Annotated in this window: 26 protein-coding genes and 1 riboswitch; of the genes, 6 read left to right on the top strand and 20 right to left on the bottom strand. The window is 71.2% G+C overall.

What is annotated here, in order from left to right:
- Nucleotides 1-53: 53 nt before the first annotated feature.
- Both ACGLYG10_RS11830 and ACGLYG10_RS11825 read left to right on the top strand, forming a co-directional pair.
- Complete coding sequence (locus ACGLYG10_RS11830; RefSeq protein WP_170866512.1) at nucleotides 54-854, top strand: SDR family NAD(P)-dependent oxidoreductase; 801 nt, start codon at nucleotides 54-56, stop codon at nucleotides 852-854.
- Nucleotides 847-1,749, top strand: coding sequence for an N-acyl homoserine lactonase family protein (locus ACGLYG10_RS11825; protein WP_073332252.1), 903 nt, complete (start codon nucleotides 847-849; stop codon nucleotides 1,747-1,749). The genes ACGLYG10_RS11830 and ACGLYG10_RS11825 overlap by 8 nt, the downstream gene beginning before the upstream one ends.
- Before the next feature lie 78 nt (nucleotides 1,750-1,827).
- Here ACGLYG10_RS11825 and ACGLYG10_RS11820 read toward each other — a convergent pair whose 3' ends face one another.
- A complete protein-coding gene (locus tag ACGLYG10_RS11820; protein ID WP_073332249.1) occupies nucleotides 1,828-2,952 on the bottom strand; it encodes a 6-phosphofructokinase in 1,125 nt (374 codons plus the stop codon).
- A 150-nt stretch (nucleotides 2,953-3,102) separates the two neighbouring features.
- Here ACGLYG10_RS11820 and ACGLYG10_RS11815 point away from each other — a divergent pair, with 150 nt between their 5' ends.
- On the top strand, nucleotides 3,103-3,456 hold the full coding sequence (locus tag ACGLYG10_RS11815) for an RNA polymerase-binding protein RbpA (RefSeq protein WP_073332247.1): 354 nt from the start codon (nucleotides 3,103-3,105) through the stop codon (nucleotides 3,454-3,456).
- Here ACGLYG10_RS11815 and ACGLYG10_RS11810 read toward each other — a convergent pair.
- The 7 genes from ACGLYG10_RS11810 to ACGLYG10_RS11780 all read right to left on the bottom strand — a co-directional run bounded on the left by ACGLYG10_RS11810 (nucleotide 3,438) and on the right by ACGLYG10_RS11780 (nucleotide 12,224).
- The gene (locus ACGLYG10_RS11810) at nucleotides 3,438-4,241 is read right to left on the bottom strand and encodes a polyprenol monophosphomannose synthase (protein ID WP_073332245.1); all 804 of its coding nucleotides are present in this window, start codon (nucleotides 4,239-4,241) and stop codon (nucleotides 3,438-3,440) included. The two genes, ACGLYG10_RS11815 and ACGLYG10_RS11810, sit on opposite strands and share 19 nt — an antisense overlap.
- Before the next feature lie 37 nt (nucleotides 4,242-4,278).
- Nucleotides 4,279-5,847, bottom strand: a complete 1,569-nt coding sequence (gene lnt / locus ACGLYG10_RS11805) for an apolipoprotein N-acyltransferase (RefSeq protein ID WP_073332242.1) — start codon at nucleotides 5,845-5,847, stop codon at nucleotides 4,279-4,281.
- A complete protein-coding gene (locus ACGLYG10_RS11800; protein ID WP_073332239.1) occupies nucleotides 5,844-8,792 on the bottom strand; it encodes a DEAD/DEAH box helicase in 2,949 nt (982 codons plus the stop codon). The genes lnt and ACGLYG10_RS11800 overlap by 4 nt, the downstream gene beginning before the upstream one ends.
- An 87-nt stretch (nucleotides 8,793-8,879) precedes the next feature.
- On the bottom strand, nucleotides 8,880-9,716 hold the full coding sequence (tatC, locus tag ACGLYG10_RS11795) for a twin-arginine translocase subunit TatC (RefSeq protein WP_396027133.1): 837 nt from the start codon (nucleotides 9,714-9,716) through the stop codon (nucleotides 8,880-8,882).
- 130 nt (nucleotides 9,717-9,846) lie between these two features.
- A complete protein-coding gene (gene tatA, locus ACGLYG10_RS11790; RefSeq protein ID WP_073332233.1) occupies nucleotides 9,847-10,161 on the bottom strand; it encodes a Sec-independent protein translocase subunit TatA in 315 nt (104 codons plus the stop codon).
- A gap of 52 nt (nucleotides 10,162-10,213) precedes the next feature.
- Complete coding sequence (locus ACGLYG10_RS11785) at nucleotides 10,214-11,236, bottom strand: helix-turn-helix transcriptional regulator (protein ID WP_073332230.1); 1,023 nt, start codon at nucleotides 11,234-11,236, stop codon at nucleotides 10,214-10,216.
- 1 nt (nucleotide 11,237) lies between these two features.
- Complete coding sequence (locus ACGLYG10_RS11780; RefSeq protein WP_073332228.1) at nucleotides 11,238-12,224, bottom strand: helix-turn-helix transcriptional regulator; 987 nt, start codon at nucleotides 12,222-12,224, stop codon at nucleotides 11,238-11,240.
- Nucleotides 12,225-12,291: 67 nt separating this feature from the next.
- Here ACGLYG10_RS11780 and ACGLYG10_RS11775 point away from each other — a divergent pair, with 67 nt between their 5' ends.
- The 3 genes from ACGLYG10_RS11775 to hisG are packed head-to-tail and all read left to right on the top strand — an operon-like array spanning nucleotide 12,292 to nucleotide 14,703.
- Nucleotides 12,292-13,533: a DUF3866 family protein gene (locus tag ACGLYG10_RS11775; protein WP_073332225.1), complete on the top strand. Its 1,242-nt coding sequence runs from the start codon at nucleotides 12,292-12,294 to the stop codon at nucleotides 13,531-13,533.
- 4 nt (nucleotides 13,534-13,537) lie between these two features.
- Nucleotides 13,538-13,801, top strand: coding sequence for a phosphoribosyl-ATP diphosphatase (locus tag ACGLYG10_RS11770; RefSeq protein WP_073332223.1), 264 nt, complete (start codon nucleotides 13,538-13,540; stop codon nucleotides 13,799-13,801).
- Between the two features lie 56 nt (nucleotides 13,802-13,857).
- Nucleotides 13,858-14,703 (top strand): ATP phosphoribosyltransferase, encoded by an 846-nt coding sequence (gene hisG / locus ACGLYG10_RS11765; protein ID WP_073332221.1) that lies wholly within the window; start codon nucleotides 13,858-13,860, stop codon nucleotides 14,701-14,703.
- A 6-nt stretch (nucleotides 14,704-14,709) separates the two neighbouring features.
- On the opposite strand, the gene ACGLYG10_RS11760 is transcribed toward hisG, so the two are convergent.
- From ACGLYG10_RS11760 to ACGLYG10_RS11705, 12 genes are all read right to left on the bottom strand, one after another.
- Nucleotides 14,710-15,741, bottom strand: coding sequence for an ABC transporter substrate-binding protein (locus ACGLYG10_RS11760; RefSeq protein ID WP_073332219.1), 1,032 nt, complete (start codon nucleotides 15,739-15,741; stop codon nucleotides 14,710-14,712).
- A 107-nt stretch (nucleotides 15,742-15,848) separates the two neighbouring features.
- The gene (locus ACGLYG10_RS11755; protein WP_083565889.1) at nucleotides 15,849-16,712 is read right to left on the bottom strand and encodes an ABC transporter permease; all 864 of its coding nucleotides are present in this window, start codon (nucleotides 16,710-16,712) and stop codon (nucleotides 15,849-15,851) included.
- Nucleotides 16,713-16,870: 158 nt separating this feature from the next.
- Nucleotides 16,871-17,013: riboswitch (FMN riboswitch) on the bottom strand.
- A 373-nt stretch (nucleotides 17,014-17,386) separates the two neighbouring features.
- Nucleotides 17,387-18,514, bottom strand: a complete 1,128-nt coding sequence (gene amrS / locus ACGLYG10_RS11750) for an AmmeMemoRadiSam system radical SAM enzyme (RefSeq protein ID WP_073332216.1) — start codon at nucleotides 18,512-18,514, stop codon at nucleotides 17,387-17,389.
- The gene (gene amrB / locus ACGLYG10_RS16715; protein WP_073332701.1) at nucleotides 18,511-19,932 is read right to left on the bottom strand and encodes an AmmeMemoRadiSam system protein B; all 1,422 of its coding nucleotides are present in this window, start codon (nucleotides 19,930-19,932) and stop codon (nucleotides 18,511-18,513) included. The genes amrS and amrB overlap by 4 nt, the downstream gene beginning before the upstream one ends.
- Nucleotides 19,933-20,013: 81 nt before the next feature.
- Nucleotides 20,014-21,495, bottom strand: coding sequence for a sodium/proline symporter PutP (gene putP, locus ACGLYG10_RS11740; RefSeq protein WP_073332215.1), 1,482 nt, complete (start codon nucleotides 21,493-21,495; stop codon nucleotides 20,014-20,016).
- Nucleotides 21,496-21,502: 7 nt separating this feature from the next.
- Complete coding sequence (dhaM, locus tag ACGLYG10_RS11735) at nucleotides 21,503-21,922, bottom strand: dihydroxyacetone kinase phosphoryl donor subunit DhaM (protein ID WP_073332212.1); 420 nt, start codon at nucleotides 21,920-21,922, stop codon at nucleotides 21,503-21,505.
- Nucleotides 21,919-22,599 carry a dihydroxyacetone kinase subunit DhaL gene (gene dhaL, locus ACGLYG10_RS11730; RefSeq protein WP_073332209.1) on the bottom strand — a complete coding sequence of 227 codons (681 nt, stop codon included), beginning with the start codon at nucleotides 22,597-22,599 and terminating at the stop codon, nucleotides 21,919-21,921. The genes dhaM and dhaL overlap by 4 nt, the downstream gene beginning before the upstream one ends.
- 5 nt (nucleotides 22,600-22,604) lie before the next feature.
- Entirely contained in the window at nucleotides 22,605-23,606 is a 1,002-nt protein-coding gene (gene dhaK, locus ACGLYG10_RS11725) for a dihydroxyacetone kinase subunit DhaK (RefSeq protein WP_073332206.1), read from the bottom strand.
- 99 nt (nucleotides 23,607-23,705) lie between these two features.
- Nucleotides 23,706-24,239 carry a holo-ACP synthase AcpS gene (gene acpS, locus ACGLYG10_RS11720; RefSeq protein WP_139240973.1) on the bottom strand — a complete coding sequence of 178 codons (534 nt, stop codon included), beginning with the start codon at nucleotides 24,237-24,239 and terminating at the stop codon, nucleotides 23,706-23,708.
- A complete protein-coding gene (locus ACGLYG10_RS11715) occupies nucleotides 24,229-24,489 on the bottom strand; it encodes a Txe/YoeB family addiction module toxin (RefSeq protein ID WP_073332200.1) in 261 nt (86 codons plus the stop codon). The genes acpS and ACGLYG10_RS11715 overlap by 11 nt, the downstream gene beginning before the upstream one ends.
- Nucleotides 24,490-24,500: 11 nt before the next feature.
- A complete protein-coding gene (locus ACGLYG10_RS11710) occupies nucleotides 24,501-24,764 on the bottom strand; it encodes a type II toxin-antitoxin system Phd/YefM family antitoxin (protein WP_073332197.1) in 264 nt (87 codons plus the stop codon).
- A gap of 71 nt (nucleotides 24,765-24,835) precedes the next feature.
- Nucleotides 24,836-25,117 carry a hypothetical protein gene (locus ACGLYG10_RS11705; RefSeq protein ID WP_139240972.1) on the bottom strand — a complete coding sequence of 94 codons (282 nt, stop codon included), beginning with the start codon at nucleotides 25,115-25,117 and terminating at the stop codon, nucleotides 24,836-24,838.
- Between the last annotated feature and the right edge of the window lie 269 nt (nucleotides 25,118-25,386).

Raw genomic sequence — 25,386 nt, 5'->3', positions numbered from 1 at the left:
CCGCGGCCCGTAATCGCGCGGCTGGGCGCAGGAGTCACGGCCGGCGCCTGAACTTGGACGAAGCCGTTGTGCTGCTCACCGGCGCCACGGGAGGACTCGGCACCGACCTGGCACGCGAGCTTCACCGCCACGGCGCCCGCATCGCGCTCGTGGGCCGCTCACAGGAGCGACTCGCAGCACTCGCCGCGGAACTCGGCGGCCCGGATCGCGCCTTGGCCCTGCAAGGGAACGTGGCGGAGCTGGCACAGCTCGAAGGGGTCGCGGCGCGGACGGCGGACCACTTCGGACGCATCGACGTGGTCATCGCCGGCGCCGGAACCGACACCGCCGACACCCTCGAAGACGTAGATCCGCGGGCCTTCGAACGCGACATAGATACGAACCTGACCGCCGTATGGCGCACCTTCCGAGCGACCCTGCCGTATGTGCGCCGGACCCGTGGGCACCTGGTGGCCGTCTCCTCCTTGGCGGCATTCGTCCACTCCCCCATGCAGTCCTCCTACGCCGCCTCGAAGGCCGGCGTCGTCGCCCTGTGCAACAGCCTGCGCCTGGAACTGGCAGGAAGCGGCGTCACCGTCGGCAGTGTGCACCCGACCTTCTTCGACACCCCAATGCAAGCCACGCTGCGGGAGAACGCCGCGTTGACCGCCGCCTGGGGCGGATACCGCGGCGTGTTCACCCCCGTCGATCGCGACCAAGTGGTGAAGGAGATCGTACGCAGTATCAATCGGCGCGCCCGTACCACCGTCGTGCCCCGCCGCTACAGCTTCGCCGCCCTGGCCCCCGGACTGCTCCAACGCCTACTGGAAACAGGGCCACTACGCCCCCACGTGAAAGGAAACCCGCATGCCTGATATCTCCGCCGCCACCGCTAAGCTGACGGTGCTGCACACCGGCACCGTCATCATCGATGAGGCTCTCCCCTACCACCGGGACTCCGATCGTCCGCTGGCCTGGACGCACCTCGGCCGGAGCCGCCGTCACCTGATTGAGGCGCCCGTGTCCTGCTACCTGCTGGAGGGGCCCCACGGACTCATTCTCATAGACACCGGCTGGAACGCCCGCAACCGGACACGAGCCGGACAGATCGCCAACCTGCGAACTCAGTACCCCGTGAACAAGGCGGTGCTGCCAGTCGGAGCGGCCGTCCACGAGCAACTCGAAGAGCGCGGCATTCGGCCACGTGACCTCGACCTGGTGCTGCTCAGCCACCTGCACTGCGACCACGCCGACGGCCTGTCGCATGTCAAGGAGGCTCCCCGCATTCTGGTCTCCTCCCCCGAGTGGGAGGCGGGCAATACCGACCGCCTGCGCTATCTGCGCCACGAGTGGGACGGTGTGGACGTAGGCACCTTCAGCTGGAACACACAGGTGGGCCCCTTCGGCGCCGGATTCGATGTCTTCGGGGACGGCAGCCTGGTGATGGTGGCGGTGCCGGGGCACGCCCGCGGACTGTGCGCCACCATCGTGCGCACCGGCGCGGTCGCGGAGACCGACCGGGATCGGTGGGTCGACGGCGTCGATGCACCGGGCGTCCCCGATCCGCGCCACTTCCTGCTGCTGACCTCCGACGCCGGCTACGGCCGCCCCTCCTTTGAGGAGGGACTACGGCCCGGTGTCGTCGTCGACGCGGCACAGGCCAAGCGCTCACTGGACTGGGTGCGCGCCGCCGGCGACGATCCGCGCTGCCTGGGCCTACTGGCCAACCACGACCCCGAGGTGCTCCCGGGAACACGAGCGCTGGACTAGGGGCACTGCCGGCCGGCCGGCCGGCTCACTGGTGGTCCGCTCCTCGACGGCGGTGCCGCCCAGGCAGGCTCCGGCCGCCTAGTCGCCCAGGGCGGTGCCGACCGCGCGGGCGGCCTTGATCCACTCGTGGTCGCGCGGCACGTACTTGACCTTGCCGGCCACGTCCTTCAGGGGCACCAGTGCGGTGTCGTGCCCGCGGTCGGCGACCATGACGCCGTACTTGCCGTCCGCGATGGCGTTGGCCCCGGCCACGCCCAGACGGGTTCCCAACAGCCGGTCGGCCGCATTCGGGGTGCCGCCGCGCTGTACGTAGCCCAGGATGGTCACCCGTGCCTCCAGGCCGGTGGCGGCCTCGAGCTGCTCGGCCAGAGTGAAGGTGTTGGCGCGGTGGGAGGCCTCCAGCGCCTTGACGCCCTTCTTCGCCATGGCCTTCAGCTCCGGGCTGGAGGCGTCCTTGACCAGGGCCTGGGCGTGAGCGAGTTCCTCGGCGTCCTTGACGCTGCGGGCGCCCTCCGCGACGGCCACGACCGAGAAGCTCGATCCCTGCTTGCGGCGCCGCTGGATCTTCTCCGCGATCGCCTCCACCGAGTACGGAACCTCGGGCAGCAGGATGACGTCCGCGCCCCCGGCCACGCCCGCCCCGAGGGCCAGCCACCCGGCCCGGTGGCCCATGATCTCGGTGAGGATGATGCGGTGGTGGGAGTGCGCTGTGGAGTGCAGCCGGTCCACCGCCTCGGTGGCGATCTCCAAGGCGGTGGAGAAGCCGAAGGAGGTGTCGGTGCGCACGATGTCGTTGTCGATGGTCTTGGGCAGGTGCAGCACATTAATGCCGGCGTCCATCAGTCGACGGGCGTTCTTGGCGGTTCCACCCCCGCCCAGACACACCAGGGCGTCCAGCTTGTCCTTCTCGACGTTCTCCACGATGGTGGGAATCATGTCGCGGGCCTCGCCGTCCACCATCATGCGGTGCACCTTGTCCCGGCTCGTGCCGAGCATGGTGCCACCGGTGGTCAGGATGCCGGACAGGGCCGCGCCGTCCAGCTCGGTGTATCGGTTCTCCGCCAGGCCGCGCATGCCATCGCGGAAACCGATCAGCTTCCAGCCATGCTCGCCGATTGCCGCCTTGCCGAAGCCGCGGATCGCGGCGTTGAGTCCCGGGGCGTCGCCACCGGCGGTCAGGATTCCGATACGCTTGGTTGCCATGGCGCCAAGTATGCCGCAGTACGCCGGGCGGTAGTCGCGTTCCGGCGCCGGGCATTCGCTCGGGTGGGTGCGGCGGCGCGGGAATGCGCCGTGGCCCGGGTGCGTTATCCTCTCGGCAGTTAAGCAACAGCGAGAAGGAAGGCCACCAGCATGGCGGATCGCGCACTGCGAGGCATGACGATCGGCGCGAAGTCGATGGAGTCCGAGGAGGGCGTCGAGTTCGCCGCCAGGCAGAACATCACCTACGAGTGCCCCCTGGGCCACGTCACCACCGTGCCTATGTCCGTGGAGGCGGAGGTGCCCCCCACCTGGGAGTGCCCCGAATGTGGCCAGGCCGCCGCCCTGCGCGGCGAGGATGAGCCCGAGTCGGACGAGCCGAAGAAGGCGCCGCGCACGCACTGGGACATGCTGCTGGAGCGCCGCGACATTGAGGACCTGAAGGTCCTGCTGGACGAGCGCCTGGAGATGCTGCGCTCCGGGGAGATCTACCGCGAACGCTTCTGAGCCGCGCGCCGGAAGCGGTCGGCGGCGCCGCGCACGGCGGTCGCCGCCGAGCCGGCCGCGTCCGCCAGTTGCGCCCCGCGCCGGGCCAGCCCCCACTTGGTGACCAGGGCCAGCTCTTCGGAGAAGATCCCGCCGGACAGCTTGGACCGGCCCGCCTCCCGCTCCCGGAAGGTGATGGGCATCTCCACGATGCGTCCACCGGCGTCGGCCACCAGCTTGGTCATGTTGACCTGGAAGCCGTAGCCGAGCGCCTCCACCTCTCCCAGATTCAAGCGACGCAGCAGGCTCGCCCGGTACACCCGGAAGCCCGCGGTCGCATCCCTGACCCCCAGCCCCAGCATGGCGTTGATGTACAGGTTGCCGCCGCGGGACAGGGCCACGCGCTTCGCATCCCAATCCGCGGTGGCACCGCCGGACACCCAGCGGGACCCGATCACCAGGTCGGGCGCATCGGCCATCTCCGCGCGCTGAATCAGCAGCGCCAGGTCCTCCGGCCGGTGGGAGCCGTCGGCGTCCATCTCGCATACCAGCTCATATCCGGAGGCCAGTGCCCAGGAGAAGCCCGCCAGATAGGCTGGACCCAGCCCGCTCTTCTGATTGCGGTGCAGCACGTGAATGTGGTCGTCGGCCTGGGCGCGGGCGTCGGCGAGACGGCCGGTGCCGTCGGGCGAGTTGTCGTCCACCACCAGGATGTGGGCCTCCGGCGCGGCCTGCCGTACGCCGTCGAGCGCCCCTGCAAGGGTCTCGATCTCGTTGTAGGTGGGTATGACGACCAGAGCCTTCACGGTCCTTCTCCTGTCCCTTGTGCGGGCTGCGGCACGGTCACGCTCGCCGCCGCCGACGGCGCAGTCGTGACACACCGGAAACCATACCGGCCGCGGCCAGCAGTGCGGCACCCAGCTGCGCGGCGAGCCCGGGTGCGGCCCCGAGCCGGTCGGCCACGGTGATGGAGGTGCGCAGCGGTACATCGGCCACGAGCGAGGCCTGCGTGTAGGCCTGGGTGCGCTGCTCGACGACGCCGCGGGGGTTGATGATGGCGGTCACTCCGACGGTGGAGACCTGCACCAGGGCGCGTCCGTGCATGACCGCTTGGATCCGCCCCTGCGCCAGCTGCTGTTCGGCCTCCGAGGAGTGCAGGAAGCTGGCGTTGTTGGTGGGGATGACGATCACCTCGCCGCCCTGCTCGACCCCGGCGCGCAGCGTGTCCTCATAGGCGACCTCGAAGCAGATGCCCATGGCCAGCGTGACGTCGCGGTCCTGAGCAGCGGCGTGAATGGTGAGCGTCTGTGGGCCCGTGCCGGGGGCCAGGTCGGTGCCGATACGGTCCACCTGTTCGGTGATGTGGCGCAGCTGCTCGCGCAGGGGAATGTACTCCGCGAAGGGCACCGGCCGGTGCTTGCGGTAGTACTCCCCCGCGCCGACGCCTGGCGTCCACACCACCATGTCGTTGTAGCGCACGCCGTCTGCGTAGGACATCGCCCCCACAAGCACGGGCGCCCCCACCGCCTGGGCGGCCGCCTCCACCAGCGTCGCCGACGCGGGGACGTCGCGCGGGTCCAGGTCGGCGGCGTTCTCCGGCCAGATCACCACGTCGAGGGTGCCCCGGCCGACGGTCTCGGCCAGTGTCAGGGTCGCCTCGGCGTGGTTGCCGGTCACCTCCAGCGCCCGGTTGAAGGCGTCCTCGAACTCCTCGGCCACATTGCCCTGCACCGCGCCGACGCGCAGGGTTCCGTCCTGGGCGCTGCTCTCCATCGGCAGCGCCACCGGCGCGACCACCACGGCGCCGGCGAGGGCCGCGGCCACCAGCGCGTTGAAGGCACGACGGCGGCGCAGCGCATGGGCGGCCTCGGCCACGCCGGCCCCCACCAATGCAACCAGCGCGCTCAGCCCGACGATGCCCCCGTAGGCGGCGAAGGGCAGCATGGGGGCGTCGGCCATGGCGAAGGCGAGCCGGCCGAAGGGGAAGCCGCCCCACGGCCAGGACGAGCGCAGTTCCTCCACCCCGCACCAGATCACGGTGAAGGCCAACATGCGCGCCAGTAGGGCCGTGGCGGTGGGACGCTCCAGGTGGCCGATGCGAGAGGCCAACGCCCACGCGGCGCCGAAGGCCGCCAGGTAGAGCGACTCCACCGCCGTCAGCGCCACCCAGCCGACCGGGTTGCCCATGGCCACCGCCGTGAAGTGCAGCATCGGGGTGAACAGGGCGACGCCGAACACCAGCCCGAGGCCCGCCCCCGCCCAGGGGCCACGATCGCGCAGCGCCGAGGCCAAGAGGGCGAGCCCGAGCGGGGCCGCCCACCAGGCCCCGATGGGCGGGAAGGCGGCCCATACGGCCAGGCCGGCGCAGGTACAGGCCGGCAGTGTCAGCAGGTGGCGTGCACGGGACCTCATACGGACGACCAACTCACCACTCCTCGGTTGACATCGAGACAGGCCTCGGCGGCGGTCAGGGCCAGCCGGTTCAGGTGGGCCAGGTCTGAGCGGCCGGCGGAGTCAGCCGACCGGGGCGGCTCCCCCGCGCTGAGCGTGGCCAGCTGCCCGAGCACATCCAGCAGCTGCTTGCACCAGCGCACGAAATCCCCGGCGGTCAGGTCCGAGTCGGCCAGGATGGTGGTCAGATCGGCGCCGTCGGCCCAGTCCCGCACCGACCCGGCCACGGCGGGCTCGGCACCGGCGGAGGGCTCCACCCGCTCCAGGGCCTCCAGGTTGCTGATGCGCCGGGACACGGAGAGCTCTTGGCGCAGCACCTCCCCCAGGCGGGAGCCGGGCGCGGTCGGCAGGCCGAGTGAGGACACCGCCATCCGCGGCTCGTACACGCAGGCCGACACCGCCCCCGCCAACTCCGCCGGGTTCAGGCCGTCCCACAGCCCTTGGCGCAGGCACTCGGCCACCAGCAGGTCCCGCTCGGCGTATACGCGCGCAAGCATCCTGCCGGCCGCCGTGACCCGCAGCTCGCCCTCGGGCCGATCCGCCTCGACCGGGACCAGGTAGCCGAGCTCCAGCAGCACCCGGCACACGGCGTCGAACTGGCGGGCGATCGTGCCGGTGCGCCGATCCACCCGGGACTGCAACCGGTCCAGGTCTTCGCGCGCACGCACCCAGCGGCGGCCGATACGGGCGTGCTCCTCGCGGTGCGGGCAGGCGTGGCAGGGGTGGGCGCGCAGCTGGTGGCGCAGTTGCTCGAGGCGGGAGGCGGCGTCGGCGTCGTGGCGGTGGCCGCGGCGGGAGCCGCGCGCGGTGGAGGCATCCAGAGCGCCGGCGCGCAGCGCCTCTATCAGGCGCTCGGCCAGGCGCTCCCGCTGGTGCGGGCGGCGGGCGTCGAGGTCCTCCGGCACCGGCAGTGAGCCGACCCGGTTGACGCCGTCCGGGGTGCTCTCGGGGGTGAGGGTGTGCACCCGCTTGTCCTCGCCGACCACCGTCAGGTATGGCTCCCCCGAACTTGCCGCATGCTGGGCGACGACGACGCCGTGCCGGTGACGCCTGCCGGTGCGGTACAGGACCACGTCGCCGCGCGCCAGTGCCCCCATGGACCGGCTCGCCTCGCGGCGGCGCTCGGCCCGGTTGGTGCGGGACTGGTCGGCCTCGGCGTCGGCGATGCGACGGCGCAGGAGGGCGTATTCGCCGAAGTCGCCCAGGTGGCAGGCCATCTGCTGCTCCAGCGTGTCCAGGTGCCGGCGCTTGCGACGGACCTCGGCGGCCAGCTCCACCACGCCCCGGTCGGCCTGGAACTGGGCGAAGGAGGACTCCAGCACCTCCCGGGCCCGTTCGCGCGGCAGGCGCCCCAGCAGGTTGACGGCCATGTTGTAGGTGGGGCGGAAGGCGGACACCAGTGGGTAGGTGCGGCGGGAGGCGAGGGAGGAGACGAAGGCGGGCTCGGCCTCGTCGGTGGCCAGGACGACGGCGTGCCCCTCGACGTCGATGCCGCGCCGGCCCGCGCGGCCGGTCAACTGCGTGTACTCCCCCGGCGTCAGGGTCACGTGCGCCGAGCCGTTCCACTTGCGCAGCGACTCCAGCACCACGGTGCGTGCGGGCATATTGATGCCCAGCGCCAGGGTCTCGGTGGCGTAGACGACCTTGACCAGGTTGGCGGCAAAAAGCTCCTCGACGGTCTCCTTGAACACCGGCAGCAGGCCGGCGTGGTGCGCGGCCACGCCCCGGGTCAGTGCGTGCGCCCAGGCGTGAAAGCCGAGCACCCCCAGGTCGGCGGTGGGGATCTCCGCGGTGCGCCGGTCGATGATCTCCCGGATTCGGCGGGCCTCCTGTGGGGTGGTCAGGTCCACGCCGTGGGAGATGGCCTCCCGCACCGCGTTCTCACAGCCGGCACGGGAGAAGACGAACACGATCGCCGGCAGCAGGTCGGCGCGTTGCAGGGCACCGATGACCGTGCGGCGTGAGGGCGGGCGCAGGTGGGCGGTGCGGGCCCCGCCCTCGCCGCGGCGCGGCGGGCGGCCGCCACCGGCATTGCGCGACCACCGGCCCCCACGTCCGGAGACGGCCCTGCGCCCGCCACCGCGCCCATAGCCGCCCCGATGGTCCTCCCCGGCGGCGGCGCGGCGCGCATCCCTCACCGCCCGCAGCAGGTCGGGATTCAATGGCGGTTGGGCGGACGAGCGGGCCTCTCCCGCGGCGGATTGATCGGTGGCTGCGGACTGCGCCGGCGCCGAGTACAGGGGCAGCAGCCGTCGGCCCACCAGCATGTGCTGAGTCAGCGGCACCGGGCGGTGCTCGGAGACCACGACGGCGGTGCGGCCGCGCACCTGCCCGAGCCAGTCCCCGAACTCCTCGGCGTTGGAGACCGTGGCGGACAGTGACACCACCTGCACTTCTGGGGCCAGGTGAATGATCACCTCCTCCCACACCGGGCCGCGGAAGCGGTCGGCCAGGTAGTGGACCTCGTCCATGACCACGTAGCCGAGCCGATCCAGGTCGCGGGCCCCGGAGTAGAGCATGTTGCGCAGTACCTCGGTGGTCATGACGATCACGTCAGCGTGGGGGTTGATGGAGGTGTCCCCGGTGAGCAGGCCCACCCGGTCGGCGCCGTGGCGGGCGACCAGGTCCAGGTACTTCTGGTTCGACAGGGCCTTGATCGGGGTCGTGTAGAAGGCCTTGAGCCCCTTGGACAGTGCCAGGTGGACGGCGAACTCACCCACCACGGTCTTGCCGGCGCCGGTGGGCGCCGCCACCAGCACGCCCTCTCCGGCCTCTAGGGCCCGGCAGGCGTCATTCTGAAAGTCATCGAAGGGGAAGTCGTAGGTTGCGGCGAAGCGGGCGAGCTCGGTGCGTGACTCCGCTTGGCGACGGCGTGCAGCGGCGTAGCGTTCGGCGGGCGAGCTCATGGGGTAACCCTATGCGTAGCCCGCCACCGCTTCGCACGGCCAGCAGGTGCTTGCTTACGACGAAACGGCGGCGGGCGGGTGTGGTTCTCAGGCGGTGGGGACGGAGGAGTTCTCGGCCAGGGCCGCGTCCAGAGCGGCATCCTCCTCGGCGCGGCGCTTCGCCACGTTCTTGTCATGCCGGATGGAGATGAAGCAGGCCAGGAAGTACAGGCCGGTGATGGGGATCGCCATGAAGATCATCGACCACGGGTCCGGCAGCGGGTTCGCGAAGGCCATGAAGGTGAAGATGCCGACCACCGCCCAGCGCCACCCCTTGAGCATGGTGCGCCCCTTCATCACGCCGAGCCGGTTCAGGGCGACCAGGATCTCCGGCAGCAGGAAGGCGGCGCCGAAGGCCAGCACCAGCCGCAGCACGAAAGACAGGTAAGTCGACGCATCCATGATGCCGGTGGAAGACGCCGTCTTCGGGATGAAGCCGGTCAGGATCACCGTCGCGCGCGGCATGATCCACATGCCCAACGCGCAGCCGGCGGCGAACAGCAGCAGTCCGACAACGCCGAAGATCCAGGTGTAGGCCTTCTCCTTACGAGTCATGCCCGGGCCCACGTAGGCGAAGAACTCGTAGATCCACAGCGGGGAGGACAGCAGCACGCCGATCCAGATCGACACCCGCAGTCGCATGTCGAATGAGGACAGCATGGTGGAGAAGTTGATATTGAGCTTGGCGCCGCGGGCGTTGGCGACCTCGACCGGGTGAGTGATGAACTGGAACGCGGCGTCGTACAGGAAATAGCCGACGACCGCCATCACGGTGATGCCGATTGCGGAGATGAACAGGCGGTTGCGCAACTCGCGCAGGTGGTCCCCGATCGACATGATCGCCTCGGGGTTCTCCTTGCGCTTGCGGCCGGGCAGCTTAGGCATATGCGGCACGTTCTACTCCTCCCGGATGCTGGTGACCGTACGCACGCGGGACCGGGCGGGCCCGGTCCCAGCGGCGAGGTGAGGTGGACGCGCGGCCCGCGGCGCAGTCACGGCCCCGCGGGCCGGGGCGTCACTGCTGGACGGTGCCGTCCGTGTACGGCTGCGGCTGCTGCGGGGCGGCCGGCTGCTGGGGCGCCGCCTGCGGAGCGGTCTGACCCGCCTGGGTCGGCTGGGTGTAGTAGGTGCCCTGCTGCGGCTGCTGCGGAATCTGGGCCGGGGGCTGCTGCGCGACGGGGGTCTCCTCGTCTTCGCGGAGCTCCTTGACCTCCTTCTTGAACACCTTCATCGACTTGCCGATGCTGCCGGCGATCTCCGGCAGCCGGTTGGCGCCAAAGATGAGCAGGACGACGACAAGCAGGACGACGATGTGCGTGGGCTTGATCACGACGCAACTCCTTTCATGGGGCTCGCGACTGTAGATGAGCCCGCAGATACGCTCACGAGTCTAGCGTTTCGCCGTCGTCGGGCGCGCATCCGTTCGCCGGTGTTCCACCACAGGCGTATACGGCGGCCGCACTGTCCAGGGCGCGCTGGGCGGCCGTGGCCGCCTCGTCCGCGAGGTCGGCGGGAGCGACCGACCGGAGGTGACGGCCGGCGGACAGCACCAGGCCCACCAGCCAGGCCCGGTCCCGCCCCCGTATCCGCACGTGCAGTGTGCCATCCCGGTCGGTATGCAACACCTCACAGGGGATCTGCTCGACCAGCCAGCGGCCGGTCGGCTTGAGCACGAGCGTCGCCTCCACTGCGGCTGTGCGCGGGGCGCGGTGCGGAGCCCGGTGGCTGACGGCCGGCACGTCCAGGACCTGCGCCTGCAAAATACGGTCGATTCTGAAGGATCGCTCGGCACGGGCGGTCAGGCACCAGGCGCGCAGCGTCAGGTGAGTGCCGTCGCTGACCAGTTCGAGGGGGTCGACGTCGCGTTCGGTGCGGGTGTCGGTGGCGGAGACGTAGACCAGGTGCAGGCGCCGTCGCCCGGCGAGTGCCCGGCGCACGGCCGGCAGCACGCCCGCCGGTGCGGCCTGCGGCCCGGGAACCGCCGGTGACGCCGGGGCGTCCGCGCTACTCGAGGCGCCCAGGGCCCGGCGCAGGGCGCGGCGCGTCTGGTCGAGGACGGCCGCGGCGTCGGGATCGTCGGCCAGCACCTGCGCCAGCACGCCCAATGAGAGCAGCAGCGCGACCGCTTCGCGGTGGGACAGGCGCACGGGCCGGTCCAGGCCCAGCGGTTCGGTCAGGCTGAGCCGGCCCGCCTCGAGGGCTTCGGCGGAGAAGTCCACCAGTTCGTCGGGCAGGCCCCCGGGCAGGCCGGAGACCCACAGGGTGTCCACATCCCGGCGGATGGTCTGCGCGGTGACGCCGAAGTGCGCGGCCGCCTGCTCCAGGGTGGCGCCGTCGTGCTCGGACACCCAGGCGGGCAGGGCGAGCAGCCGCACCAGCCGGTCGGTGGAACTGGGGCGGGCCATGTCAGTGCCCCTCCCGGGCGGGTGGGGGCCCGCCGAGGGCGGCCACCGCCCGCAGGTGCGCGGCGACGTCGTCTCGCAGCTCGGGCGGGGACAGGACCACGACCGCGTCGGCCAGGGCGGCAAGCGTCCCGGCGAAGGAGAACCGGTCCGTGTAGGTCACATGGATCTCGTCCCAGCCGGCCGGTCGGCGCGCCGGCGCGGTAGCGTGCGCGCGGGCGCGCAGTTGCAGGGCGCGGCCGGGAGCGACGACGAGCACCGCCTCAACCCCGGCGGGGGCGGGCGCGGCCGGGGCCGGGAAGGCCTCGGCCGCGGAGATCACCGACACCGGCCCGACGATGCGAGCCAGCCGGAAGGTGCGCTGCTGGCCGGAGGACTGGTCCCGGCCGTCCAGATACCAGGCGCCCTCGCTCATGCGCAGCCGGTGCGGCTCCACGATGCGAGCCCCCACTCTCCCGGAACTGGCGGAGGCGTAGTCGAAGCTCACGCGGCGCCGCTCCTGGACGGCGCCGGCCAGCTCGGCGGGCACCTGTCCACCGGAGATGTCACTGCCCAGGTCAATGCTCAGATCCGGAAGCGGCGCGGGGTCGGAGTCCGCGGCGACCGCCCGCATCTTGGTCAGTGCGTGCCGGGCCGCGGGGGTGAGTGCCCCACTGCGCCAGGCGGAGGCGGCCAGCTCGACAGCGGCGGCCTGCGCGGCCGTCAGCGTCAGGTCGGGCAGCGTGTAGTCGGCGTCCGTGATGCGGTAGCGGGCGTCCTCGCCCCGGCCGATGGTGGTGATCTGGATGCCCAAGTCCCGCAGCACGCCCTTGTCGCGCTCGAACATGCGCTCGGCGGAGGCGCCGCCGTCGGCGTCATAGCCGGCGACCGTGCGGGTGATCTGTGTGCGCGTCAGGCCCACGGCGGTGTTGCGCAGTGCCAGCAGCAGGTTGACCTGCCGTTCCTCGGCGGGGATGGCGGCCGGAGCGGGGCGGGATGCGGGTTGGGGCACGGCGCCAGCGTAGGCGCTGCGGCGGTGCCGGTGCGGGTGAGACACCCGGGTGGCTTAGGGTGAGGACATGATGTGGCGTGACGCGAACGTGCTCGGCGTGCGGCGGATTTGGGGACGTCCCGGCAGGCGCTGCGCGGAGGTCGAGGCCCGGATCGTGTCGGCCCCGCCGGGCGCCGTCGTGCTCGGCGACGGCGAGCCGTGCCGGGCCGTCGCCTACGAGCCAGTCACCGGCCTGCCCGAGCCCGGCGAGTGGGTGCGGCTGGAGGTGTCCGCACTGGCCCGCGGCCTGGGCACCGGCGGGCACGCGATGGTGACCGCGCGGCCGAGCGTGTTGCCGGCCGATCCGGCGCCGGACGGCCACCTGGTCAAGGCCCGCTACATGCCCGACCAGGTGATGGTCACCGGCGTCGATGAGCAGGACACTCCCGCCCATGCGCTGCTGTCCGCCCCGATCGAGGACCTCACCCTCGCGGGCACGCCCGTGGTGATCGCCGACCTGCACTCCGCCCTGCCGGCGGTCCTGGCGGGCCTGCGCGCCCCGCTGGAGCCGGACCGCGACGCGGCGGCCACGCCGTCGCGGCGGCGCGAGCTGCGCGTCGTCTACGTCATGACCGACGGCGGCGCCCTGCCGCTGCCCTACTCGCGTACGGTCGCCGCCCTGCAGGAGGCGGGGCTGCTGGCCGGCACCGTTAGCGTCGGGCAGGCCTGGGGCGGGGATTTGGAGGCCGTCAGCATCCACAACGGCCTGTTGGCGGCCCGGCTGGTGCTGGGCGCGGACGTGATCGTGGTCGCCCAGGGCCCCGGCAACCTGGGCACCGACACCCCCTGGGGCTTCTCCGGGGTGGCCTGCGGCGACGCCGTCAACGCCGTCGCCGCCCTGGACGGCCACCCGGTCGCCTGTCTGCGCGTGTCCGAGGCGGACGGCCGCGCCCGCCACCGTGGTATCTCCCACCACTCCCTGACCGCCTACGGGCGCGTCGCCCTGGCCGCGGCCGACGTCGTCGTTCCTCGCCTGGAGGGCGCCTTCGGGCGGCAGGTGGCCGAGCAGGCCGCCGCCCTGTGCGCCCCGCGCCGGCAGGGAGCCACGCACCGGCTGGTGGAGGTGCCGGTGACCGGGCTGTTCGGGGCGCTGGCCGCCGTGGAGCGGGAGGCCGGCGTGCGCCTGAACACCATGGGCCGTGGCCTGTCCGAGGACGCCGCCGGCTTTCTGACCGCGGCCGCGGCCGGCCGCCACGCCGCCCGGCTGGCCCAGGCCCTGCCCGCGGCCCGGGCGGGCGCGGCGACCACACCGGGGGCTGCACTACGCTGAGCCCATGAAGACTTTCGAGGACCTTTTCGCCGAGCTCAAGGACAAGGCCGCCACCCGCCCCGCCGGGTCCGGCACGGTTGAGGAGCTCGACCGCGGTGTGCACTTCATCGGCAAGAAGCTGGTGGAGGAGGCTGCCGAGTCCTGGATGGCCTGCGAGCACGAGTCCGACGAGGCCGCCTGTGAGGAGCTCAGCCAGCTGCTGTACCACACCCAGGTGATGATGCTCGCCAAGGGGTACACGCTCGAGGACATCTACCGCTACCTGTGACCGGCCCGCCGGGCCCCGCATCGACCCACCAACCACTCACCACATCAAGGACCACCGTGCTGCGCATCGCCGTGCCCAACAAGGGCTCCCTGTCCGAGCCCGCCACCACCATGCTCGCCGAGGCGGGCTACCGCACCCGCCGTTCCGGGCGGGAGCTCGTCCTGGTCGACGACGCCAACCAGGTTGAGCTGTTCTTCCTGCGTCCGCGCGACATCGCCGTCTACGTCGGCCAGGGCACCGTGCATGCCGGCGTCACCGGCCGCGACCTGCTGCTGGACTCGGGCGTGGAGGCGATCGAGCACCTGCCGCTCGGCTTCGCCCGCTCCACCTTCCGCTTCGCTGCGCCCGCCGGCACCATGAGTACGCTCGCCGACATCGAGGGCAAGCGGGTGGCCACCTCCTACGACGTGCTCGTGCGCAACTTCCTGGCCGAACAGGGAATCAATGCTCAGACCGTGCACCTGGACGGCGCCGTGGAGTCCTCCGTGCAGCTGGGGGTGGCGGACCTGATCGCCGACGTCGTCGAGACCGGGTCCACGCTGCGTGCCGCCGGCCTGGAGACCTTCGGCGAACCGATCCTTGCCAGTGAGGCGGTGCTGATCACCACCGAGCAGTACCGCGACGAGCCCGGCCTGGCCACGCTCGTGCGTCGTCTGGAGGGGGTGCTGCGGGCCCGCTCCTATGTGCTCGTGGACTACGACATCCCCATGAACCGGCTGCACCTGGCCAGCGAGATCACCCCCGGCATCGAGTCCCCCACCGTCTCCCCGCTGCAGAACCCCGACTGGGTGGCGGTGCGGGCGATGGTCCCCCGCAAGGACGCCAACCGCGTCATGGACGAGCTCTACGCCATCGGCGCGCGCGCCATCCTGGTGTCCTCCCTGGTGGCCTGCCGGCTGTAACTATGTTCAGACGGTGAGCAGCGGGTCGCAGACGTCGTCGGAGGTCACGGTGGTCTCACCGAGCAGGCCGCGGCCGGCCAGGAAGTCGATGGTCTCCCCCACCTGCTCCGGCACCAGCGCGCCCACCACGGTGTTCTCGCTGGGCCGCACCAGTTCACCCGTGGCCACGGCCACCTCGCGTGCATTGTCTGCCTGTGCGGAGTCGACCAGGTCGGGCACGTACTCCTTGGTGGCCTCCACGGCCGCATCGGGGTCATCCACGAACTTGGTCATCCCGACGGCGGAGGCGGTCACCACCTCCTCCAGCTCGGCGCGGCGGTCGGCCAGCACCTGCGGGGTGGTGATCAGGGAGGCACCCAGCAGCGGCACCTCCTCGCCGATCGCGATGATGCGCACGGGCATGCCGTTCTGGGCGATCTGGACGGCGTCGTTGTTGGAGAAGCCGGCGATCGCGTCCACCTTGCCGCTGGAAAGGGCGGCCTGCTGGGTGTAGCCGATCTCCTGCACGTCGACGTCGTCCTCGCTCAGCCCGGCCGAGGACAGCGCCACCAGCACCGAGTACCAGGTCTCTCCCGTCTTGCCGGGGGTGCCGATCGTCTTGCCGGCCAGGTCCGCGAGCTGGGTGATGTCGGACTCCTCGGGGACGATGATGCAGCCCGGGTAGCGCTGGTAGTAGCCGCCGATGATCACCAACTCATTGCCGTTGGACGCGGCCACGATGGCCTCGTCGCCGCCCGCCACCACCACGTGCTCGGTCCCGGCCAGCAGCGCGTCGAACTGCCCCTCCTGCTCCCCGTGGTGGCGCAGGGAGACGCCCGCCGCATACTCGCCGTCGGCCAGGGCCAGGTAGAAGGGGGCGAACTGTACGTTCGGGGTGTAGGTCATGCCGATCACCAGCCCGGAGGCGTCGGCAGAGGCGGAGGCCGTCGCGGTCCGGGCGCCGGTGCCCGAGGCGCAGGCGGCCAGCAGCCCGGCGGTGCCCGCTCCCATGGCGGTCAGCAGCGTGCGGCGGGTCAAGCGGGGGGTGAGGGCGGTCATGGGGGTTCCTTTCGGTGCCGTGCGGCGGTGAGGGGAAGCGGGCGGGTAGAAGTGGGGAAAGTGGGAATCGGTTGGGAGTGGCGTTCGCGCCGCGGCGGGGCGGGCACTCAGGTGGCGCGGCGCCCCCGCATGGAGGCGACGACGCGGCTGCGGCGCTCCAGTTCATGCAGCACCCAGTGGATGGTGGTGGCGATGACGCACAGCACCACGATGGTGGAGAACAGCCCGGTGGTGTCCACGGTCTGCCGCTGGGAGGCGAGCACCATGCCCAGGCCCTCTCCGCCCATGGTCATCTCTCCGATCACGGCGCCGGTGACGGACAGGGTGAATCCCGTGCGCAGGCCGGACAGAATGGAGGGCAGTGCCATGGGCAACTCCAGGTAGATCAGCATGGACAGCCCGTGGGCGCCGTCGAGCCGGGCGGCGTCGATGACGTCGGCGTCCAGGCCCCGCAGGCCCAGCAGGACGGTGACGGTGATGGGGAAGAAGACCATGAGCACGCACAGCACCACGGTCGGCACCGTCCCATAGCCGATCCACACCACCAGCAGCGGCGCGATGGCGATGGCCGGGACCGCCTGGGAGGCGGCCACGTACGGCAGGACGGCGCGGGAGAAGCGACGGGAGTGGTACAGGGTCCAGGCCAGGGGCAGCGACAGGGCGGCGGCGGCCAGGCAGCCCAGCAGCGCCTCGCGCAGTGTCACCCAGGTGTATCCGGCCAGGCCGCCTTGGGTGAAGGCGAGCACCAGGCGGCGGGCGACGTCGCCGGGGCTGGGCAGAAAGACCGGCGGGATCAGCCCGGCGCGGGTGATCGCCCACCAGGCCAGCAGCAGCACGGCCCCGAGGGCTGCCGGTGGGTTCAGCAACGGTCGCAGCAGACGGGACGATCCGGTACGTGGGCGCCGCGGCGCGCGGGCAGCCTCACGGTCGGCCACGCCGAGGGCGGTGCTGGCGACGGTGGCGCTGGTCATGCGCGGTGTCCTCTCCGGCTCCCCCGGAGCACCCGCCCCGGGGCACTCCGGGGTGACGGGCGGTACGCGCGTAGCGCCGCACGGCGCGGGGCCGCTGCCTACGGCCGGGATGCGCCCGCATGGGAACGCACCACGATCCGCCGACGCCGGACGCGCGCCACGTGTCTCCTCCCATCCGGACTTTCACCGTCGGTGCCGGAATTCCACCGGCTCAGCCGACCGCACCCACCCTGCGGGTGGACACAACCGGGTCGCGGACTGTCACCGCCGGTTCGGACTTTCACCGACCCCGGAGCACGTTTCATGCACCACCGACATTAGTGGCTGGGGCCAGCAGTGGCAACCCTGTTCGCCTGAAACGGGCGGGAGTGTGATACGTCTCAGTGGCGGCGTATGCCGGCGGTGACACGGTCCATGAGGGCCAGCACATCGGGAGCACGCCAGGCACGCCGACCGGGGGCCACCTGATAGCTGACCACGAATCCCGCCTGCTCCAGGCGTGCCAGCGAACGTCTGGCGCTCTGCGGAGAAACCTTCAGTTCCTGGGCGGTGGTGGCGACGTCAAGGACGGGATGGCGGACCAGCAGGCATATCTGTCACCCTCTCCGAAGTCTTTTCCACTTACCGGGATAAGTGAAAAAGGACCTCGGGGTTGTGTGCGTGCGCGCCGCCGCTCACCAGCCCGTCGGGGCCACGCGCCACGGGTAGGCGGCTGCGGAGTCGCCGGGGTCGTCGGCGTCGAAAAGGCCGGGTAACCGCCGCCCGCAGTGCCGGCAGCAACCCGACGCATCCAGCTCGTAGGTCTCTACCGTGTAGCCGCGGCGGACGATAACCGGGGCGCCGCAGCCGGGGCAGTGCGTGGTCGCACCCTCCGCGTCGCGCACATTGCCCAGGTACACGAAGTGCAGCCCCGCATCCAGCGCCGCGCGGCGGGCCCGCCGAAGCGTCGCCACCGGCGTCGGCGGCCGGTCCAGCATGCGGTGGGCGGGGTGGAAGGCCGTCAGGTGCAGCGGCGTGTCCGCGCCCAGCGCGCCGACCACCCAGGCGGCGAGCCGACCGACCTCCTCGGGCGAGTCGTTCAGGCCCGGGATGAGCAGCGTGGTCAGCTCCAGCCACGTCGAGGTGTGCTCGCGCACGCGCACCAGCGTGTCCTGCACGTCGCGCAGCCGCGCCCCGGTGATCTTCCGGTAGAAGTCCTCGGTGAAACCCTTGAGATCAATGTTGGCGGCGTCGACGGCGCCGAACAGTTCCAGCCCCGGTTCGGCACAGATCCACCCGGCGCTGACCGCGTAGGCCAACAGCCCGCGCTCGTGGCAGGCGTGGGCGGTGTCGATGGCGTACTCGGCGAAGACCACCGGGTCGTTGTAGGTGAAGGCGACGGCGCGGGCACCCAACCGGGCGGCCTGATCGACGATGCTGCCCGGCGGGGCGTCCACGCTGAGCACCTCGATGGAGCGGGCGGTGGAGATCTCCCAGTTCTGGCAGAACTTGCAAGACAGGTTGCAGCCGGCGGTGCCGAAGGACAACACCGAACTGCCGGGGTGGACATGGTTCAGCGGCTTCTTCTCCACCGGGTCCAGGCACACACCCGTGGACCGGCCGTAGGCGGTCAGCACGATCCGCTCCCCGCTGCGCCGACGCACGAAGCAGAAACCCCGCTGTCCCTCCCGCAGGCGGCAGTGCCGCGGGCACAGGTCGCATTGCAGCCGGCCGTCCGGCAGCGGGTGCCACCAGCGGGCCGTGTATCCGGCGTCCCCACCCGCCGCACCCGGCCTGGAGGCGGGCGGGGCGGAGGCGGTCACGACTCCTCCCAGGCGCGAACCCGGTAAGTCTCCACCACCAGGTCCGCATCCCAGAAACCGGCCGGCCAGCCGGCCTTGCGCTTGAGTTGGCGCAGGAAGTCGGCCGGGTCTGGCAACTCATCCCACACCTGCGGCAGGAAGGTGGCGCGCCGGGCCCTCAGCGACAGCACCACGCCGTCGATCCCCGGGCGCAGGCGACGGCGCACCTCCTGCTCATCGTGCGTATCCATGACCTCGGGCGTGGTGAGTACCGACACCTCCAGGTTCAGAGCAGGCAGCTCCATCGCCGTCACGGGCGGGAAGCGCGGATCGCGCAGGGCGGCGGCCACGGCGTTGGCGACGACGTCGTCGCCGAGCGACCGGTGCGCCTCCAGCGAGCCGATGCAGCCGCGCAGGGAGCCGTCGGCGCTGCGCAGGGTGACGAAGGCGGCACCGGGGCGATCCAGCCAGGCGGGTCGCTCCCCCGCCAACAACTCGGCGGGCGTGCCGGCCTCGGCGCCCACCGCGCGGGCGATCGCCCTGCGGGCCAGCGGAAGCAGCGTGTCTCCGGCGTCGGCGGGCGGCTCGGTCGCCTGTGGACCCGCCGCGGCCGCGGCGGGCTCGGCACCTGCGGTGGCCGCCTCATGGAGTGCGACGGCGCAGTAGCCGACCACCCGATCCGGATCGCCGGCGGTGTCGGCCGACGTGCACCGGCCCAGCAGTTCGGCGCGCATGCCGTGCTCCTGCGCCGCCAACAGCATCCCGTCCAGCGGGGTGGCGCCGCAGGCGCGATCGTGGGGGATGGAGGAGTCCAAGGCGAGAATGCGCGTGACGGTCTCCTCGTCGACGGTTACGGCCAAGTCCTGCGGCAGGTAGTGGGACAGGTCGGAGGAGATGATGATGACGGTCTCCGGCCCGCCCCACAGCGCATTGATCACGTCGGCGACGGTGCGCGCCGAGGCGTCCCCGGCAGCCAGCGGCACCACCGCGACGTCAGCCCCCAGGACGGTCTGGATGAAGGGCAGCTGCACCTCCAGGGAGTGCTCCCAGGCGTGTACCTCTGGCGCGGTGGTCACGCCGGGCAGGGAGGCCGCCTGCGCGCAGCCGGCGGCGTCGACATTCAGCACCCCCAGAGGCGTGGCCAACTGGTCGGCGCCGGGCAGCGCCAGTCCCTGCACCGGCACCCGGTGGGTGGGTCCCAGCAGCACCACCCGGGTGATGCGTCCCCGGCCGGCCTCCAGGCGGGCGTAGGCGCGCGCCGCCATGGGGCCGGAGTAGACGTAGCCGGCATGCGGGATGACGACGGCCTTGGGCACGGCCGGGGCGTCGGACAGCTGGGCCCGCGCCCGGGTGAGCAGGTCGGCGAGCATGCGCTTCAGGGCGCGCGCATCCCCGGGGTAGAAGCTTCCGGCGACGGCGGGACGGCGGACGGTCTTCATGGTGGTCTCTCCCTTGAGCAACACCAGGATACTCCGGCCGGGCCCGCATGTATCCGGTGCGGCCCGGCCGGCCGACAGGTCTCAGCGGGCGGCGGCCACGGCGGCGTCGAACTCGCCGGCGACGGCGTGGTCCGGCGTGCCGGCGCGGGACACGGCCCAGGCGGCGAGCAGGTTCGCGGCGAAGCCGGGGGCGAGCTCGTACAGGTCGAAGATGCCGCCGGGCCCGCCGGAGACATTGCCCCAGATCATGACGACGACGGCGCCGGCGATAATGCCGGCGAAGGCGCCCGTGGCGGTCAGCCGCCGCCAGTACAGGCACAGCAGGACCGTGGGGCCGAAGGAGGCGCCGAAGCCCGCCCAGGCGAAGGCGACCAGCGCCAGGATCGTGTCATTGGGCGTCCAGGCCATGGCCGCGGCGATCACGGCCACGCTCAGCACCGCGAAGCGCGAGTACATGACCAGCCGACGCTGGGAAACCTGCCGGTGGAAAACCTGGCGGTACAGGTCCTCGATCAGGGCGGAGGAGGTGACCAGCAGCTGGCTGGAGATGGTGGACATGATCGCGGCGAGGATGGCGGCCAGCATGAACCCGGCCACGAAGGGGTGGAACAGCAGCTGCCCCAGGCTGATGAACACGGTCTCCGGGTTGGTCAGGGCGGCGCCGTCGCGCTGGTAGATCGCCACACCGACGATGGCGGTTGCGGCCGCCCCGGCGACGGCGAACAGCATCCAGCCGATGCCGATGCGGCGGCCGGCCACGGCCTCCTGCGGGCTGCGCAGCGCCATGAAGCGCACAATGATGTGGGGCTGGCCGAAGTAGCCCAGGCCCCAGGCCAGGGAGGAGACGATGCCGATCACGGAGGTGGTGGGTCCGAGCACCGCCCAGTAGTGCGGGTCGACTTCACTGACCGCCCGCAGGGTCGGCCCCAACCCGCCCAGGCGCGTCACACCGACAACGGGCACGGCGATCAGCGCGGTCACCATCATGACTCCCTGCACCAGGTCCGTGTAGGACACCGCCAGGAAGCCGCCCACCAGTGTGTACATCACCGTAATGGCGGCCACCAGGGTCAGACCCAGCCGGTAGTCCAGGCCGAAGGAGGACTCGAAGAAGGTGCCGCCGGAGACCATCCCGGAGGAGACGTAGAAGGTGAAGAACACGACGATCACGCCCCCGCTGGCCCAGCGCAGCAGGTGCCGGTCGTCGTGCAGCCGGTTGTCCAGGAAGCTGGGGATGGTGATGGAGTCGTGGGCGACCTCCGTGTAGGAGCGCAGCCGGGGCGCCACATAGCGCCAGTTCAACCAGGCCCCCACCGTCAGCCCGACGGCGATCCACGCCTCCACCAGCCCGCTGGCGTACAGCGCCCCGGGCAGCCCCATCAGCAGCCAGCCGGACATGTCGGCGGCGCCCGCAGACAGTGCGGTGACCGCGGGCCCGAGCCCGCGGTCAGCCAGCATGTAGTCGTCCAGGGAGTCGTTATGACCGTAGGCCCACCAGCCGATCGCCACCATTCCAACGAAGTAGATGATCATCGAGATGGCTTGGAAGGTCGTCTCGGTCATGGTGCTCCTAGTCGGGTGGGGGGCCTGCAACCTGCCGCAGTTTAAGTGACGCGGCGGCATCGGCGTCGGCCTGTACCGCATCCAGGTCCTTGCCGGTGCCGGCCGCCGCGTAGGCGGCGACCAGGCCCTCCACCAGCGCGGCGCCGGACAGGCGCACGTGCGCGGCCAAGTCCGGGTCCAGCAACTCCAGGGCCATCTGGGCGCTGAGTACGCCGCTGCCCAGGTCTGCCAACACCAGTACGCCCGAGCCGTCGTCGGCGCGCTCGATCGCCGCCATGATTTCGGTGGCGTCCGTGCCCAGGGAGCCGTCGGGCAGGCCCGCCGCCACCTCCGTGGGCGCATCCAGGCCTGGAATCAGCCCCTTGGCGAGGGCGACGGCGGCGTCGGCGAGCGGGCGTGAATGAGAGACGACGACGATGCCCGTCATGCGGCGTCCGCCGTCTGGCCGGAGACGACGTCGGCGAGCGCCCGCATGATCAGAGCGGTGGAGGCGGCGCCCGGGTCGATGTGACCGACGGACCGCTCCCCCAGGTAGGAGGCGCGCCCCTTCTTCGCCAGCATCGGCTCGGTGGCGTCCCGCCCAGCCGCCGCGGCGTCGGCGGCGGCATTGACGGCGGCCGCGAAGGCGCCGTCCGTGTCGGCACGGAGCGCCTCCAGGGCCGGGTACCAGGCGTCCAACATGGTCTTGTCCCCCGCCTCGGCGTTACCCCGCTGCACAATGCCGCCAATGCCGGCCTCGACGGCGTCGACCAGGGCGGCGGTGTCGATGGTCTCGTGCTTGGCGCAGGCGGTGGACATGCGCAGGAAGAAGGTGCCGTACAGGGGCCCGGCGGCACCGCCGACCTTGGAGATCAGCGCCATCGCGGTCTGCTTGAGGACCGCCGCCGGGGAGTCCGGCTCCGCTCCCAGCGCCTCGACGGCGGCGGTCAAGCCGCGCTTCATGTTGGCGCCGTGGTCGGCGTCGCCGATAGCGGCGTCCAGGGCAGTCAGATAGTCCGCCTGCTCGGTGACCAGGGCGCATGCGCGCCGGATCCAGGCGGCCACATCCGTGGCGGCCAGCGTCGTCAGCGGGGCGGACGGGGTCTGTGCAGTTGAAGTCGTCATGGCGCTCAGGCCCCCCAACGCAGGCCGGGCGTGTTCACCGGAGCGTCCCACAGACCGAGCATGTCCTCATCGGCGCGCACCAGCGTCAGCGAGCAGCCCGCCATGTCCAGGCTGGTGATGTAGTTGCCCACCAACGAGCGCTCCACCTTCACGCCGGCCGCGTCAAGCAACTTGGCGACCTCGCCGTACATCAGGTACAGCTCCAGGAGCGGGCTGGCGCCCATGCCGTTGAGCAGCGCAATGACACCCCGGTCGCCTTCCGGCAGTTCGGCCAGGATGGGGTCGACCAGCTGCTTGGCGATCTCGCTGGCGGGGGCGATCTTGTCCCGATGCCGGCCAGGCTCGCCGTGAATGCCGATGCCGATCTCCATCTCATCCTCGGGCAGGTCGAAGGACGGCTTGCCGTTGGCGGGCACGGTGCAGGAGGTCAGCGCCATGCCCATGGAGCGACCGGCCTCGGAGGTGCGCTTGGCGACCGCCGCCACGTCGGCGAGGGAGCGCCCCGCTTCGGCGGCGGCGCCGGCGATCTTCTCCACGATCACGGTCACGCCCACGCCGCGGCGGCCGGCGGTGTACAGGGAATCCTCCACGGCGACGTCGTCGGCGGTCACAACCGTGGCGATTTCCGTGCCGGACTCGGCGGCGACCATCTCTGCGGCCATGTCGAAGTTCATGACGTCGCCGGTGTAGTTCTTGACGATGTGCAGTACGCCCGCACCCCGGTCCACGGCGGCGGTCGCGGCGGAGACCTGGTCGGGAACGGGGGAGGTGAAGATCTCCCCCGCGCAGGCGGCGTCGAGCATGCCGAAGCCGACGAACCCGCCGTGCAGCGGCTCGTGGCCACTGCCCCCGCCGGAGACGATGGCGACTTTGCCATCCTCCTTGGGGGTGGCCCGGTAGACGATGTGCTGGTCAACATCCACCCGGAGGCGGTCGGGGTGTGCCGCGGCCATTCCGGCCAGCGCGTCGGTCACGACGCCGTCGACGGAGTTAATGAGCTTTTTCATGGCAGAACTGTACCGCGGATGAGTCGCCGATCACTGTCTCGGCCCCATTCGGCGTCCGGTTCGATACAGAGAACCGGTGAGGGGCGCAGCCGGCGCGGCTCACGCGCGATCGGGGCGGTCAAGCGAGGCGGAGCGGCTTGCGGAGTAAAGCACGACGGCGGCCGCCCAGTCGCCGTCGTGAGTCAGAGACACGGGCCAGTGCTGCGGGCCCGCGGCGCCGTCGCCCAGGGAGTCGGTGACGGCGACGGCGACGGCGCCGGTCAGGCGCAGCGACGGCCTCCCCCAGCGGTCGGTGATCAGTTCGATCTCCCGCCAGTCGACCGCCTCGGGCGACAGCTGCGGAGGGACCGCTCGCCCGGCGCTGGCGTTAACGGCTTGGGACCAGGCCTTGATGAAGGCCTCCTTCGCGGCCCAGCGGCCGGCCAGGTGCTCGGCCTGCGCCGAGCCGGTGACGTCGGCCCGGCGGGCGGCGTCACGCCGCTCGCGTGCGGTGAAGGCCCGCTCGGCGAAGACGGTGCCCGGCTGGTGCAACTGCTCGGCCAGACCGGAGATATGCACCAGGTCCACCCCAACGCCGAGGATCTCACCGTTTTGACGTTCGGGGACGTCGGGCAACCGTGGTTCAACGCCCATAGTGGAGCCTGCACGCAACGATGAGGACGTCGTCCCCATCGACCCGGTAGACGAGCCTGTGCTCGGACGTAATGCGACGCGACCAGTAGCCGCTGAGATTGCCGCGGAGGGCCTCTGGCTTGCCGAGACCCTCGTTGCCGTGTCGTTGGATGTCCTGGAGGAGGAGATTGACGCGTTTGAGGACTCGACGATCCTCAGTCTGCCACCACAGGTAGTCCTCCCAGGCGTGGGTAGACCAGATGAGTCTCATGGCGGACCCGGTCAGTCCTCACCGGTGTTCACCAGCTCGTGGGCCTTGCCGTGCCCGTCCTCGAGCTCGGTGATCGACTCCAGGAGCCGCCTGGCGTTGGCGGGGTTGCGCAGGAGATAAGCGGTCTCCTTGAGCGCCTCATACTCCGCTAGGGAGACGATGACGGCAGGATCATGCCCGGCTCGGGTGATGACGACCTCCTCGCGGTCGTCCACGACGTCATTGAGCACTTGGGCGTAGCGCGCGCGGGACTCCGTGTAGGTCATGGTCCTCATGACTCACCTCCTGTGCAGAAAACTGTACGTCACGTTCATTCTTCGCTGCAATGGAGCATCGCCGACCAGTTCTATCTCGCGCCAGTCATCCGCTTCTGGCGCCAGTCGGCGGGCCGGCGCATGGTGACCACCGGGAGCACGCCTCGCCACAACGCGTCCGAGCCCGGAACTGCTTTGAATCCGAGTCGTATGTAGAAGCGTTGCGCCCCACGGTTGAAGATGTCTTTGTCGGTGAGCCGAGGCTTCCAGATCTCATCGACCCACTGCCGGGTGGCGCCTTCGGGGCGGACGTAGGTGTCGCACCAGGCGCGACACCACACTCCTGTGTCCGCACGGGCGTCTGAGGCGCGCATGGGGCGCACCGTGAACAAGCAGTCTTCGCATCGGTACGCGGCCCGGCTGGCCTTGCTCATCACTCAATCCTAAGTCGGCTTTTCATGGCTATTCGTGTCGGTGGGTGTGCCAGGCAGACGCTCAACCAGGCGCCCTCGATCTTTTGCCCAGTCGGTACACGATTCAGGCAATGATAAGTGCACCGGCATCCTAGAAGTCATGGCCTCAAAGCTCCCAAAGCTGGGGAAACCACGCAGTACCTTCGTGTGGGGGCGTACCTTCTGGCTGT

The sequence above is a fragment of the Actinomyces glycerinitolerans genome, assembly GCF_900098745.1.
Taxonomy (GTDB): domain Bacteria; phylum Actinomycetota; class Actinomycetes; order Actinomycetales; family Actinomycetaceae; genus Actinomyces; species Actinomyces glycerinitolerans.
This window is presented reverse-complemented; position numbering and strand designations above follow the sequence as displayed.